The following is a 15,109-nucleotide window of genomic DNA, read 5'->3' as shown; positions in this document are numbered from 1 at the left end:
GCTTTGATGAGACTGTTAGCCCTTAAACCCCCTCCCGTCCTCCCCCTTCGCAGGGGGAGGAGTAAAGTCTAAAACGCGATCTCAATATCCCCAACCGGCATGCAACAACACGGTAAAATCTCGCCGTCTGAGATAAAGGCCAGGGGTTTCTCGCTGTAGGCGACCTCACCGTTAATCAACCGCATCCGGCACGATCCGCAATAACCTTCGCGACACTGGTATTCCACTTCAACCTGATGATGTTCAAACACCTCCAGCAAATTCCGGTGCTCTGACTTACACGCCAGTTGCTGTCCGTTTGCTGAAAGTGTGATGGTTCTGTCGGCCATTTAAAGCTCGAAATCACTCAGGTCATCGGCGTGAACTTCAGAATCAATCTGACCTACCAGATAGGAGCTGACTTCCACTTCCTGTGGCGCAACCTGCACGTTATCAGACACCAGCCAGGCGTTGATCCACGGGATCGGGTTCGAGCGGGTTTTGAACGGAGCATCCAGCCCGACAGCCTGCATACGGATATTGGTGATGTATTCGACGTACTGACACAGAATGTCTTTGTTCAGGCCGATCATCGAACCGTCTTTGAACAGGTATTCTGCCCAGTCCTTTTCCTGCTGTGCCGCCAGCACGAACAGGTCATGGCACTCCTGCTGACATTCCAGCGCGATTTCTGCCATTTCAGGGTCGTCCTGACCTGAACGCAGCAGGTTCAGCGCGTGCTGAGTGCCGGTCAGATGCAGCGCTTCATCACGGGCGATCATCTTGATGATTTTCGCGTTGCCTTCCATCAGTTCACGTTCGGCGAACGCAAATGAACAGGCAAAGCTGACGTAGAAACGTACGGCTTCCAGCGCGTTGACGCTCATCAGACAGATGTAGAGTTTCTTCTTAAGTTCATGCAGGTTAACTACAACGGTTTTGCCGTTGACCTGATGCGTGCCTTCGCCCAGCAGATGGTAGTAGCTGGTCATCTCGATCAGCGTGTCGTAGTAACCGGAGATGTCTTTCGCGCGCTTGAGGATTTCTTCATTGGTCACGATATCGTCAAACACAATCGCCGGATCATTCACGATGTTGCGGATAATATGTGTGTAAGAGCGCGAGTGAATAGTTTCCGAAAACGCCCAGGTTTCGACCCAGGTTTCCAGCTCAGGAATAGAAATCAGCGGTAACAGCGCGACGTTCGGGCTGCGGCCCTGAATGGAATCCAGCAGCGTCTGGTATTTCAGGTTGCTCAGGAAAATGTGTTTCTCGTGATCCGGCAACGCCTGAAAATCGATACGGTCGCGGGAAACATCAATCTCTTCCGGACGCCAGAAGAAGGACAGTTGCTTTTCGATCAGTTTTTCAAAGATTTCATGCTTCTGCTGGTCGAAACGGGCAACGTTAACCGACTGACCAAAGAACATTGGCTCAAGAAGCTGATCGTTTTTATTCTGGGAAAAAGTACTGTAGGCCATAACTTCCTCGAAATTCTCGGCAAAAACCCCCTGACGGGGGTTTTGAATAATATTCTTAGTTAAAACAAAAGATTAGATTTTGCAGGCGCCGCTTTCACAGTCATCAGCCACATCGGCTTTCATGTCTTCCTGTACATCATCAGCACCGTCACGGGTGTTCTGATAGTACAGCGTTTTCACGCCAAATTTGTAGGCGGTCAGCAAGTCTTTCAACAACTGTTTCATTGGCACTTTGCTGTTCGGGAAGCGCGACGGGTCGTAGTTGGTGTTTGACGAAATCGCCTGGTCGATGAATTTCTGCATTACGCCAACCAGTTGCAGGTAGCCGTCGTTGTTCGGCATATCCCACAGCAGTTCGTACTGATCTTTCAGACGCTCGTACTCCGGCACAACCTGACGCAGAATCCCGTCTTTCGACGCTTTGATACTGATGTGGCCGCGAGGTGGCTCGATACCGTTGGTGGCGTTGGAGATCTGCGAAGAGGTCTCGGACGGCATCAGCGCGGACAGCGTGGAGTTACGCAGGCCGTATGTTTTGATGTTTTCACGCAGCGTATCCCAGTCCAGATGCAGCGGTTCATCGCAGATGGCATCCAGATCTTTCTTATAGGTATCCACCGGCATGATGCCTTGTGAATAGGTGGTTTCGTTGAACCACTGGCACGCGCCTTGTTCTTTCGCCAGTTCGTTGGAGGCTTTCAGCAGGTAATACTGAATGGCTTCGAACGTTTTGTGGGTCAGGTTGTTAGCGCTGCCATCGGAATAACGCACACCGTTTTTCGCCAGATAATACGCGTAGTTAATCACGCCGATACCCAGCGTACGTCGGCCCATCGCACCGCGTTTTGCGGCTTTGATCGGGTAATCCTGATAATCGAGCAGGGCGTCCAGAGCGCGAACTGCCAGAACAGCCAGTTCTTCCAGATCGTCGAGGCTTTCGATCGCACCGAGGTTGAAAGCAGACAGCGTACACAGCGCGATTTCGCCGTTTTCGTCATTAACGTCATCCAGCGGTTTGGTTGGCAGCGCAATTTCCAGACACAGGTTGGACTGGCGAACAGGCGCGATAGCCGGATCAAACGGGCTGTGGGTGTTGCAGTGGTCAACATGCTGAATGTAGATACGGCCTGTAGAGGCGCGTTCCTGCATCATCAGGGAGAACAGTTCCACCGCTTTCACTTTCTGCTTACGGATGCTGGCATCCTGCTCGTACTTCTCGTACAGACGCTCGAACTCGTCCTGATCGGCAAAGAATGCATCGTACAGGCCAGGTACGTCAGACGGGCTGAACAGGGTAATGTCGCCGCCTTTCACCAGACGCTGATACATCAGTTTGTTGATCTGCACGCCGTAGTCCATATGACGGACGCGGTTGCCTTCAACACCACGGTTGTTTTTCAGTACCAGCAGGCTTTCGACTTCCAGATGCCACATCGGGTAGAAGAGTGTCGCTGCGCCGCCACGAACACCGCCCTGAGAACAGGATTTCACCGCAGTCTGGAAATGTTTGTAGAACGGGATACAACCGGTGTGGAATGCTTCACCGCCACGGATCGGGCTACCCAGCGCACGGATGCGACCGGCGTTGATGCCGATACCGGCGCGTTGTGAAACGTATTTCACGATGGCGCTGGAGGTCGCGTTAATGGAATCCAGACTGTCGCCACATTCGATCAGCACGCATGAGCTGAACTGACGGGTCGGAGTGCGCACGCCGGACATAATTGGCGTAGGCAGGGAAATTTTGAAGGTTGAAATCGCGTCGTAGAAACGTTTGATGTAATCCAGACGCGTTTCGCGCGGGTAGCCGGAGAACAGGCAGGCCGCGACCAGAATGTAGAGGAACTGAGCGCTTTCGTAGATATCGCCGGTCACACGGTTCTGTGCCAGATATTTCCCTTCCAGTTGCTTAACCGCAGCGTAAGAGAAATTCATGTCGCGCCAGTGGTCAATAAAACTGTCCATCTGCTCGAACTCTTCAGCCGTGTAGTCTTCCAGCAGATGTTTGTCGTATTTACCCATTTCAACCATGCGGGTCACCTGGTCGATCAGTTTTGGTGGTTCAAACTGGCCGTAGGCTTTTTTACGCAGGTGGAAGATCGCCAGACGCGCGGCCAGATATTGGTAATCCGGTGCATCTTTAGAGATCAGATCAGCCGCCGCTTTGATGATGGTTTCGTGAATATCAGCGGTTTTGATGCCGTCATAGAACTGGATGTGTGAACGGAGTTCTACTTGAGAAACTGATACGTTTTGAAGACCTTCCGCTGCCCAGTCAATGACACGGTGGATTTTATCAAGGTTGATGCGTTCTGTGCGGCCATCACGTTTAGTAACAAGCAGACTTTGGTTCATTGGGTGCGATACCTTAAAGGTTTATAAAGGGTCTGACCTGACCGCGTAAAACATGCGCGGCAGCACAAGAGGTTCCTAGTGTGCTGGTCAGGATATAAACACAATATATTGTGGGTTTGTTATTTTCTGATGACAAGATAGTGATTGAATGTCCCTTTTGCAAGTGAACAAAACGGGCAGATTTGTGGATAAGTTGGGGAGAAATTTTGACGTCAAGCCTGAGAAGTCCGTCATTGCTGGCGCGACAAACCTGTCAATATCTCAGATACGATTTTCTTATATTTTTATGAAAGGTGATCAACTGCCGGTTTATTAAACGTTAGAAAAAAACGCTATATTGATCTGGATAACTATTCTAAAAAATCATGTTGCGGTGTTCACGCCAACCAACGTCCTAAAAACTAAGGTTTTAACCCCGGCATACCCCGTCTCTTAACGTAAATTCTACTGGATTAGCGGAAAAAATGACTTGCAACCGATGACGATTTGGCGTCGCAGTACAGCCGTTAAGCCGCTTCGGAGCAACCTTGCCAGCAGGTTTTTGTTCACTTTCTGAAAAGTGCGTTTTTGAGAAAAATGAGCCTTATTATAAATACATATGATGAATGAATGATGTTGTTTATATATTCTAAATTTATCATTAAGTGGTCTCCCGGCACTGTGCATATTACTTTCGCTCCTCTTTCATCAGGTGCGGGATTAGAACTTCAATGGTCTTCAATAAAATCACGGCGTGTTTATTTTTAGTCTTTAATTTATTGCCTTTTTCAGAGGCGGCTTTTGCAGAAACTCTCCCGGCCTGTTCAGGGTTGCAAATTACTGAAAGTTGCAACGCCACGGCCACCACGCTTGAAAATAAAACCCTCAATACCTATACCGTGGCTGATGGCGCTGAGATGCAGTTCTCCGGCCTGAACGGTTCAGGTTCCTCGGGCGGTGCCTTCCACCTGGGAAACAGCACCACACTGGAGATTATTCCTGAGAGCACCACCGGTTACAGCGTATTTACCGGAAACAGCAGTTCGGGAAACGGTGGCGCGATCTTTGCGAAAGAAAACTCGACGGTATATTTAGAAAATACCCTGTTCATTGATAACGTCGCCCATGATTACGGCGGTGCAATATATATGAATGGCACCAATGATGAAGGTGATACTGATCTTGCCATTACTAATGCCGTGTTTTCAGGGAATATTTCCAGTGAGGGGAAAGGCGGCGCTATTTATTCTCTTAATAATAAAGTCCAGCTGACAAATGTTTTATTTGAGGATAATCAGGCAAAGACCAACAAAAGTGCCAGTTCAGGTAATGGTAGCGGTGGTGCGATTGATGCCACGGACAATACGTCTGACTCCCACGGCAGCATGTTTATCACTAACAGCGAATTCACAGGCAATCAGGCCGAAGGACAGGGAGGCGCAATCTACACCAGCAGCGCGTCTACGCCATTCCTGATCAACATCAACATTGATGAAAACTATCAAGAAAATGATGGTGTTGCCTATTACCACGATAACGTTGCTGGCAATTATGGCGATGCTCCCGATGCCGCTGGCGGCGGGTTCATGTATCTCGGTCACAGCGAAGCCGATTTTGATATTGCTGCAGATAAAACGCTGATCATCGGCAATACCGCCAACGACGGCGCTTATGACTCGATCGCCGGTTATGGCGCGATTTTCAAACGCGGTGCTGGTGAACTGGTACTTAATGCTGATAACAGCGGTTTTACCGGCGTATTCGACATTTTAGAGGGCACGGTCACGCTGGGACGTGATGACACGCTGATCAATGTCGGCGACACCAACTGCCAGGCTGCGGCAGATACCTGTCACGGTATTGTGTTAGGTAACGATAATTATGTGAATGACACGGCAATACTGAATGTTGGCAGCACGCAGCAAACCTTTAAAAATGCCTTTATGGGGCATGAGAACAGCACATTGAATATTGATGCTGGCGGTAATGTCATTGTTAACAGCGGCTACATGGCGGGGACAACCACCGGAGCAGGCGACCTGACCGTGGCAGAAAATGGCAGTTTCACCCTGACCGGCGCGCAGTCTATGGGGCTGGATGGCGACATTGTGGTGGAACAAAACGCTGTACTCAGCGTTCAGGGCGATGCTGAAGATTTAGCGATATTGCAGGCCGATCCGCAGTCTGTTGTGCTCGACGGCGGTGTGCTGGATTTGTCGGACATGACCACCTTCAACGGTGAAGCGAATCAGACTAACGACGGCCTGACGATTACAGGGTCCGGCGGTACGGTAATCGGTAATGCTGATCTGGTGACGCTGGGGACGGGCAGCGACTATCACGTTGATGGCGGCGTGTATGCGGTGATTGATGCCGGTGCCGGACGCGTCACGCTGGCGGATAACAATACTTATCTGGGCACGACGCAGATCGCTTCCGGGACATTGCAGGTCACCGGTAACTCTCAGTTGGGCGATGAAGCCTATAATCGTCAGGTCATTTTTACTGATCCGGCACAGGCCAGTACGCTGGAGATTTCTGCGCCGGGCGATACCAGCGGGCAGGTCGATACCACATCAGCACAAACCGGTAAGGCACGAGATATTGAAATGCGGGCCTCAGGGACGATGCAGGTGGACGACGGCGTGACCACGCAATGGGGCGGCTTAACCGCTGACAGTACCGGCGGGCAGGCAGACGTTGACAGCACGTTCACCAAAACCGGTAACGGTACGTTGATTCTGAAAGATTCGGGCAACAGCCATTCCGCTGTCCGGGTCGAACAGGGTACTTTGCAGGGAGGCGCGGAAAACATCATCGCAGACGCCTCTTCATTGTACGTCGGCGAAAATGCCACGTTTGCCACCGGCATGGATCAGCAGGTGCGCAGCATCGATGCGGATTCCACCGGTACACTGTTGATTTCCGACAACACTCAGCTGGTCCTGACAAATCAGGACACTTCCTCGGCGCTGGATGCCAGCCTGTTTACCGGCACGGGGGGCACGCTGGTGAATGCTACGTCCGGTATGGCGCTTAAAGGCACGCTGAACACGAATCTTTCCCTGGATGCATTGACCTATTTAGCCGGTGTGACGGTCAACGGCAGCCTTGATAACAGCGCAGGAGCCGCCAGTCTGGAGAATGGCAAGGCCGGGGATACGCTGACGGTCAACGGTGATTACACCGGCGGCGGCACGCTGGTGCTGGAAACTGAAATGAATGGTGATACCTCGGCGACCGACCAGCTGATTCTTAACGGCAATACTTCCGGTGATACCGCGCTGGCGGTTGTGCCGGTCAGCGGCATCGGGCAGGCGACACAAACCGGCATCAAAGTTGTCGATTTTGTTGCCGACCCGCAAAGCTTCCAGAACGCGGCAGATTTCCATCTGGCCGGTGGTCAGCAATATATCAATATGGGCGCCTACGACTATTCTCTGGTGCAGGATAATCAGGACTGGTATCTGCGCTCGCAGGTGGTGACGCCGGAGCCTCAACCGGAACCTCAGCCCGATCCTGACGTCCAGCCGCAACCTGATCCCGATGTTCAACCGCAGCCGCAACCTGTGCCAGCCTCTGGCGGGGAAGATTTTACACCGGTGCTGAACCCTAAAATGGGCGGCTATATGAGCAACCTGCGCATCGCCAATAATGCCTTCAGTATGACGGCGCAGGATCATGCTGGTGCCGGTCATGACAATATTAAGCTGCGGGTGGATTCATCGCGCGACAGCTCAACCTTTGCCAGCCAGATTGACAGTCGCAATGACACGTCAGTGGTTCAGATCAGCGGCAATTTCCTGCGCAATAGCGCAGGTGACGGGGAAATCCTGGCGGGTGTGGTGGGCGGTTACAGTAACAGCCACGGCGATAGCACCAGCGTACTGACCGGGCGCAAATCAGATAATGACAGTCAGGGATACGCCGTCGGACTGACCGCTTCCTGGTATCAGAACGCACAGGATCATCAGGGCGCGTATCTCGACAGCTGGATGCAATATGCCTGGTTTGATAACAGCGTCAGCGAAGACGGTACAGGTGATGATAATTATCACTCTTCCGGCCTTTCCGCCTCACTGGAAGGTGGTTACCGTTTTACCCTGATGCAGGGAAACCAGTGGAACTGGACCGTGCAACCCCAGGCGCAGGTGATTTATCAGGGCGTGAAGCAGAAAGATTTTACCGCGTCGAATCAGTCGAAAGTGGCACAACAGGGGGATAATAACGTTCAGACGCGCTTAGGCTTGCGCAGTGAATGGGATATTCATCCGTCGCCGACGCTGCATCTCAGACCTTTTGTAGAGGCGAATTACCGCCATAACAGTGCGGAAACTTCCCTGAATGTGGATGGCGTGAATTTCACCGATAACGCCGCCAAAGACAGTGCGGAACTGAGTACCGGGATCAGTGGCAATTTGGGCGAAAATACCACGCTCTGGGGCAAGGTCGGACAGCAAGAAGGGTCAGATGATTTTTCGCAAACCGAAGCGTCAGTTGGGGTGAGTATTCGCTGGTAAGTCAGTCGGTTAGTCATGAAATTAAAAGGGTGCAGCGCAGGCTGTACCCTTTTTTTGCGGTCAGAATATTACAGCGCCTGGGTGTGGATCATGTAGTTCACATCAACATTTGGCCCGAGTTTGAAATGGTCGGTCAGCGGGTTGTAGTGCAGTCCCATAATGTGACGCTCAAACAGCGATGTGCGGTCAATCATGCCCAGCAGTTCAGACGGCTTGATGAATTTTTTGATGTCGTGCGTGCCTTTCGGCACCATTTTCAGCACATATTCAGCGCCGAAAATGGCCATCAGCCAGGCTTTATTGTTGCGGTTGATGGTGGAAAAGAACACATGGCCGCCAGGTTTCACCAGACGTGCGCAGGCAGCAACGACAGAAGCCGGATCCGGCACGTGTTCCAGCATTTCCATGCAAGTCACCACGTCATATTGCTGCGGATGCGCGTCGGCGTGCGCTTCCACGGTTTCCTGCACGTACTCCACCTTCACGCCGCTTTCCAGTGCATGCAAACGTGCTACCTGCAAGGGTTCGCCGCCCATGTCCAGTCCGGTGACTGTCGCCCCCGCCACTGCCATGCTTTCACTCAAAATGCCGCCACCGCAGCCGACATCGAGAACATTTTTTCCAAACAGGCCATCAGCGCGTTCGAGAATGTAGTTCAGACGCAGCGGATTGATGCGATGCAGCGGTTTGAATTCGCCTTCCAGATCCCACCAGCGCGAGGCGACGGCTTCAAATTTGGCGATTTCTTCATGGTCGATGTTTTGCGGTGTTGCGGAGGGTGTGGTTGTCATGAGCGTGATGAACTCCTTATAACTTGATTAGCGGATTATACATATTCCATCTGCTTTGGCTCAGTTTTGTGGTTTTGGTTAATGTTTATACGAAATGAAGCCCTGCGTGCAAAGGTTTGAAACGCGTTGGATAATAGTAGGCAAAAGGGGGCGGTTGTTTTCCACGTTTGGCTGGTTTGTGGTATAGTTTTACACCTTTGCGCTATATATGCCTACGTGGGCAGCGGCCATGAATAATCAGTAGAGGGATAGCAGCTCCATGAGCGACCTTGCCAGAGAAATCACACCGATTAACATCGAAGAAGAGCTTAAAAACTCTTATTTGGATTATGCGATGTCCGTTATTGTCGGACGTGCGTTACCAGATGTGCGCGATGGTTTGAAACCGGTGCACCGCCGCGTACTTTTCGCAATGAATGTCCTCGGTAACGACTGGAATAAAGCCTATAAAAAATCGGCCCGTGTGGTCGGTGACGTTATCGGTAAATATCACCCACACGGTGATACCGCGGTTTATGACACCATCGTTCGTATGGCTCAGCCTTTCTCACTTCGCTATATGCTGGTGGACGGGCAGGGTAACTTCGGGTCAGTGGATGGCGACTCCGCAGCAGCCATGCGTTATACCGAAATCCGCATGTCAAAAATTGCACACGAATTGCTGGCAGATTTAGAAAAAGAAACTGTCGATTTCGTGCCAAACTATGACGGCACAGAACAAATTCCTTCTGTTATGCCAACGCGCATTCCCAACCTGCTGGTTAACGGCTCGTCGGGTATCGCTGTCGGTATGGCAACCAACATTCCGCCGCATAACCTCACCGAGGTGATCAACGGCTGTCTGGCGTATATTGAAGATGAAAACATCAGCATTGAAGGGCTGATGGAACACATCCCGGGGCCAGACTTCCCGACGGCTGCGATCATCAACGGTCGCCGTGGTATCGAAGAAGCTTACCGTACCGGCCGTGGCAAAATTTATATCCGTGCCCGAGCTGAAGTAGAAGCCGATGCGAAAACTGGTCGCGAAACCATCATTGTTCACGAGATCCCGTATCAGGTGAACAAAGCCCGTCTGATCGAAAAGATCGCCGAGCTGGTGAAAGAAAAACGCGTCGAAGGTATCAGTGCGCTGCGCGATGAGTCTGATAAAGACGGCATGCGTATCGTGATTGAAATTAAACGCGATGCTGTCGGTGAAGTGGTTCTGAACAACCTGTATTCCCTGACGCAACTGCAGACGTCTTTCGGCATCAACATGGTGGCACTGCACCAGGGTCAGCCGAAGATTCTCGGTCTGAAAGAAATTCTGTCAGCGTTCGTCCGCCACCGCCGTGAAGTGGTGACGCGTCGTACCATTTTCGAACTGCGTAAAGCCCGCGACCGTGCTCATATCCTCGAAGCACTGGCTATCGCGCTGGCGAACATCGACCCGATCATTGAACTGATCCGTGCGGCACCGACGCCGGCTGAAGCGAAAGCTGGCCTGGTCGCGCGTTCATGGGATCTGGGCAACGTGTCAGCAATGCTGGCAAGTGCGGGTGACGATGCAGCCCGTCCTGAATGGCTGGAGCCGCAGTTTGGTATTCATGATGGAAAATACTTCCTGACTGAGCAACAGGCACAAGCCATTCTGGATCTGCGTCTGCAGAAACTGACCGGTCTTGAGCACGAAAAACTGCTGGATGAATACAAAGAGCTGCTGGTGCAAATCGCTGAGCTGCTGTTCATCCTGTCCAACCCTGACCGTCTGATGGAAGTCATTCGTGAAGAACTGGAAGCGATCCGTGATCAATACAACGATCCGCGTCGTACCGAAATTACGGCAAATACCTCTGACATCAACATCGAAGACCTGATCAATCAGGAAGACGTTGTGGTGACCTTGTCGCATCAGGGCTACGTGAAATATCAGCCTCTGACTGATTACGAAGCGCAGCGTCGCGGCGGTAAAGGGAAGTCAGCAGCACGCATTAAAGAAGAAGACTTTATCGATCGTCTGCTGGTGGCCAACACCCACGACACTATTCTGATGTTCTCAAGTCGCGGGCGTCTGTACTGGATGAAAGTCTATCAGTTGCCGGAAGCCAGCCGCGGTGCCCGTGGCCGTCCTATCGTCAACCTGTTGCCGCTTGAGCCGAACGAACGTATTACCGCCATTCTGCCAGTACGCGAGTACGAAGAAGGTCGTCATGTGTTCATGGCAACCGCCAGCGGTACCGTGAAGAAAACTGCGCTGACCGATTTCAGCCGTCCACGCAGCGCCGGCATTATCGCCATCAACCTCAACGAGGGTGATGAGCTGATTGGTGTTGACCTGACTGACGGTAAAGACGAAGTCATGCTGTTCTCTGCAGCCGGTAAAGTCGTGCGCTTCTCTGAAGAAGCCGTCCGCTCAATGGGCCGTACGGCGACCGGTGTACGCGGTATCCGTCTGGGCGAAGGCGACAGCGTTGTATCGCTTATCATCCCACGCGGTGACGGTTGTATCCTGACTGTGACGCAGAACGGTTTCGGTAAACGTACTGAATCGACCGAGTACCCAACTAAATCCCGTGCAACGCAGGGCGTTATCTCAATCAAAGTGAGTGAGCGTAACGGACCGGTTATTGGTGCGATTCAGGTTGATGAAGCGGATCAAATCATGATGATCACCGATGCCGGTACGCTGGTGCGTACCCGTGTTTCCGAAGTGAGTACTGTTGGCCGTAACACCCAGGGTGTGACGCTTATCCGTACTGCAGACGATGAGAATGTGGTTGGCTTGCAACGTGTTGCAGAACCGGTTGAAGACGAAGAACTGGATGGCGTAGCCACCGAAGCGGGCGAACTGGAAGCGGCACAAGCAGCCGATCTGCCAGACGACGCGGAAAGTGAAGACGATCAGCCAGCTGATGACGAAGAAGAATAAGTTTTCTTAGTCAGCAGACAAAAGGGCATAACAATAGTTATGCCCTTTTTTATTGGATTCGTCTTAAAACAAATCTTTCACCTACACTGCATTATGCGGCGCTTTTTAGAAAGTCTGGCAATAGTGTATCCTGATCCCCATTCCGCTCGCTGAGCCGTTTTGCTAATGGTTAATCCTTGAAATATCTTGCTTCGTTTCGCACAACGCTAAAAATCTCCCGTTATCTTTTCCGGGTGCTGGCGCTTATGTTGTGGACACTGGGTGTGCTGCTGACCACCTTTTATGTGCTGAATATTTTCCATAACAAAGAATCCGAGATCCGCGATGAGGACAATCTCAATTACGATCTGGCGCAGAGTTACATCAAAAATTCCAATGATGTGATGCACAGCATTAAGTTTATGGCTGAGAATCGCCTGAGCGCTTCAGTGAACGGGCTGGATATCATCAACGGCATAATCAGCACTAAAAACACGGCGCCGTCTTATCTCTCATTGTTCCCTGAGTCCGACTGCTCGCAGATTAATGATAGCTACCGTAATTCGCTGGCTTCGCTGGGTAACATGATCCATTACTGGAAAGACAACTTTTCCGATGCCTACGATCTCAATCGCGTGTTCCTCATCAGTGGCGAGAGTTTGTGTCTGGTTGATTTTGGTATCAGCAGCGAACCGTTCGAGCGCGAAAGCCAGGAACAGTTGAAATCATTGCATGAAAAAATTATGCAATATCGCAACAGTAAGAGCACAGATAAAGAAAACAGCCTGTACTGGGTGTCGCAGTCCGGCAGTAAAGACTCCGGAAATTTGTATGTGCTGACCCCGATTTATGTCGGCAATAAACTCGAAGCGCTGATGGGTATTCAGCAAAATCTGCGCGCCGAAGATTTGTTGAATCCGAATTCACAGCACACCGCCGTGACGTTGCTGGATGAAGACGATCAGCCGCTGCTGGGGATTTCCGAGGACGGGCACTACAGCGCCGCGCCGGGCGATTATCCGCAGGCCAGTTCATTCTTCGGGTATGTAAATGGTTATAAAGATTTGGTCTACAAAAAGCCGCTGACACCGTCCTCGCTGAGTGTGGTGTATTCCATGCCGTTTAATACGGTGATCGAGCGATTTAAGATCCTGATTTTTAATGCGGTTTTACTGAATATATTCTCCGGCCTGTTATTGTTTATTCTGGCCTGGGTTTTTGAGCGCAAAATGTTTTTACCGGCCGAGGAAAACGCATTCCGGCTTGAAGAACATGAACAGTTCAACCATAAAATCGTGGCCTCAGCGCCGGTCGGCATTTCCATTTTGCGTATCAGCGATGGCGTTAACATCCTGAGTAATGAACTGGCGCATAATTATATCAGCATGCTGACGCAGGAAGACCGGCAGCGTATTACGCGGATCATCTGCGATCAGCAGACCAATTTCGTCGATGTCATCACCAAGAACAATAACAACATCCAGCTAAGTTTCGTGCATTCACGCTACCGTAATGAAGACGTGGCGATTTGTGTGCTGATCGACGTCAGTGCGCGCGTGAAAATGGAAGAGTCTTTGCAGGAAATGGCTAATGCGGCCGAGCAGGCCAGCCAGTCGAAATCAATGTTCCTGGCAACCGTCAGCCATGAATTGCGCACGCCGCTTTACGGTATCATCGGCAACCTGGATTTACTGCAAACGCAAGGGTTGCCTCAGGGCGTTGACCGTCTGGTGACGGCAATGAATAACTCGTCGGCACTGCTGTTGAAAATCATCAGCGACATTCTCGACTTCTCCAAAATTGAATCCGAGCAGCTGAAAATCGAGCCGCAGGAATTCTCCTGTCGCGAAGTGATCACTCACATTGCCGGTAACTATTTGCCGCTGGTGGTGAAAAAGCGTCTGGGACTTTACTGCTTTATCGAACACAACGTGCCGTTGTCATTCAATGGCGATCCGGTGCGTCTGCAACAGGTCATCTCCAACATCCTGAACAATGCGATTAAATTTACCGACACCGGCTGCATTGTTCTGAATGTCAGAACCTGCGGAAACTATCTTGAGTTTCAGGTGCGCGATACCGGCGTCGGGATCCCTGAGCGCGAAATCACCCGCCTGTTTGATCCGTTCTTCCAGGTCGGAACCGGCGTGCAGCGCCATTTCCAGGGCACCGGTCTGGGGCTGGCTATCTGTGAAAAGCTGATTAACCTGATGGATGGCGATATTGAGGTGGAGTCGGAACCGGGGCTGGGCAGCTCGTTTACGGTGCGTATTCCGCTCTACAACGCCACTTTCCCGTCGGGTGAGCCGCTGGACAACTGGCAGGACAAAACGGTCTGGCTGGATGTGCGCAATGCTTATCTGGAAAGTTACCTGATGCAACTGATGCGTTATCACGGCGCGAATGTTCAGCGCTGCGAGCCGGAACTGCAAAGCCAGCGGGAAGATGTACTGATTACTGACACGCCGCTGATCCATAAGGGCGAACTGGCCGCACAGATTGAATTCTCAATCGGCCATATCGGGCCGCCAGTCGAAACGCGTCCGGGTTACTGGATCCATAGTACGTCCACACCACTGGAAATCACTGCGCTGCTCAACCGGATTTACCGTCTCGAGACGACAGTGGAAGAGGGCGGCTCAGCGACGCCGGAATCCGCTGTGGCGCAGGATTACAGCGATATTACCTTGCTGGTGGTGGATGATCATCCGATTAACCGCCGTCTCCTGGCGGATCAACTGGGCACGATGGGCTATATCGTGGTGACGGCGAACGACGGGATTGACGCACTGGATGCCATGCGTGCGCATGAAATTGATATTGTGCTCAGCGACGTCAACATGCCGCGCCTCGACGGGTACGGGCTGACGGCAAAACTGCGCGAACTCGGCCATACCTTACCGGTGATCGGCGTCACCGCTAACGCGCTGGCGGAACAACGGCAGCGTTGTCTGGAAGCGGGTATGGATAACTGTTTATCCAAGCCAGTCACACTGGAAACCCTGCGCGATACGCTGCGTTATTACAGTGCGCTGGTTCGCAGAAAGCGACAATCCTGACGGACGACGTCGGAAAATACAAAAGGCACCGTTAGGTTAATGCCGGTCACTTAAG

7 protein-coding genes are annotated in these 15,109 nt (G+C 51.7%); 3 read left to right on the top strand and 4 right to left on the bottom strand.

What is annotated here, in order from left to right; translation table 11 throughout:
• Positions 1 to 68: 68 nt before the first annotated feature.
• The 3 genes from yfaE to nrdA all read right to left on the bottom strand — a co-directional run bounded on the left by yfaE (position 69) and on the right by nrdA (position 3,815).
• The gene (gene yfaE / locus UC14_RS25255; protein WP_013574612.1) at positions 69 to 329 is read right to left on the bottom strand and encodes a class I ribonucleotide reductase maintenance protein YfaE; all 261 of its coding nucleotides are present in this window, start codon (positions 327 to 329) and stop codon (positions 69 to 71) included.
• Positions 330 to 1,460 carry a class Ia ribonucleoside-diphosphate reductase subunit beta gene (gene nrdB, locus UC14_RS25250; RefSeq protein ID WP_112198666.1) on the bottom strand — a complete coding sequence of 377 codons (1,131 nt, stop codon included), beginning with the start codon at positions 1,458 to 1,460 and terminating at the stop codon, positions 330 to 332.
• Between the two features lie 72 nt (positions 1,461 to 1,532).
• The gene (gene nrdA, locus UC14_RS25245) at positions 1,533 to 3,815 is read right to left on the bottom strand and encodes a class 1a ribonucleoside-diphosphate reductase subunit alpha (RefSeq protein ID WP_013574614.1); all 2,283 of its coding nucleotides are present in this window, start codon (positions 3,813 to 3,815) and stop codon (positions 1,533 to 1,535) included.
• 710 nt (positions 3,816 to 4,525) lie between these two features.
• Here nrdA and yfaL point away from each other — a divergent pair.
• The gene (gene yfaL / locus UC14_RS25240) at positions 4,526 to 8,314 is read left to right on the top strand and encodes an AIDA-I family autotransporter adhesin YfaL/EhaC (RefSeq protein ID WP_112198665.1); all 3,789 of its coding nucleotides are present in this window, start codon (positions 4,526 to 4,528) and stop codon (positions 8,312 to 8,314) included.
• A 68-nt stretch (positions 8,315 to 8,382) separates the two neighbouring features.
• Here the strand turns inward: yfaL and ubiG are convergent, their stop codons facing one another.
• Complete coding sequence (gene ubiG, locus UC14_RS25235) at positions 8,383 to 9,105, bottom strand: bifunctional 2-polyprenyl-6-hydroxyphenol methylase/3-demethylubiquinol 3-O-methyltransferase UbiG (RefSeq protein ID WP_013574617.1); 723 nt, start codon at positions 9,103 to 9,105, stop codon at positions 8,383 to 8,385.
• Between the two features lie 259 nt (positions 9,106 to 9,364).
• Between ubiG and gyrA the strand changes: the two genes are divergently transcribed.
• Entirely contained in the window at positions 9,365 to 12,016 is a 2,652-nt protein-coding gene (gene gyrA / locus UC14_RS25230; protein ID WP_013574618.1) for a DNA topoisomerase (ATP-hydrolyzing) subunit A, read from the top strand.
• 176 nt (positions 12,017 to 12,192) lie between these two features.
• On the top strand, positions 12,193 to 15,054 hold the full coding sequence (rcsC, locus tag UC14_RS25225) for a two-component system sensor histidine kinase RcsC (RefSeq protein WP_112198664.1): 2,862 nt from the start codon (positions 12,193 to 12,195) through the stop codon (positions 15,052 to 15,054).
• Positions 15,055 to 15,109: the final 55 nt, after the last annotated feature.

It is taken from the genome of Rahnella sp. NRRL B-41462, from assembly GCF_003263525.1.
In the GTDB taxonomy this organism is placed as follows: domain Bacteria; phylum Pseudomonadota; class Gammaproteobacteria; order Enterobacterales; family Enterobacteriaceae; genus Rahnella; species Rahnella aceris.
Note: the sequence above shows the minus strand (reverse complement) of the source record. Positions and strands in the feature narration are given on the sequence as shown.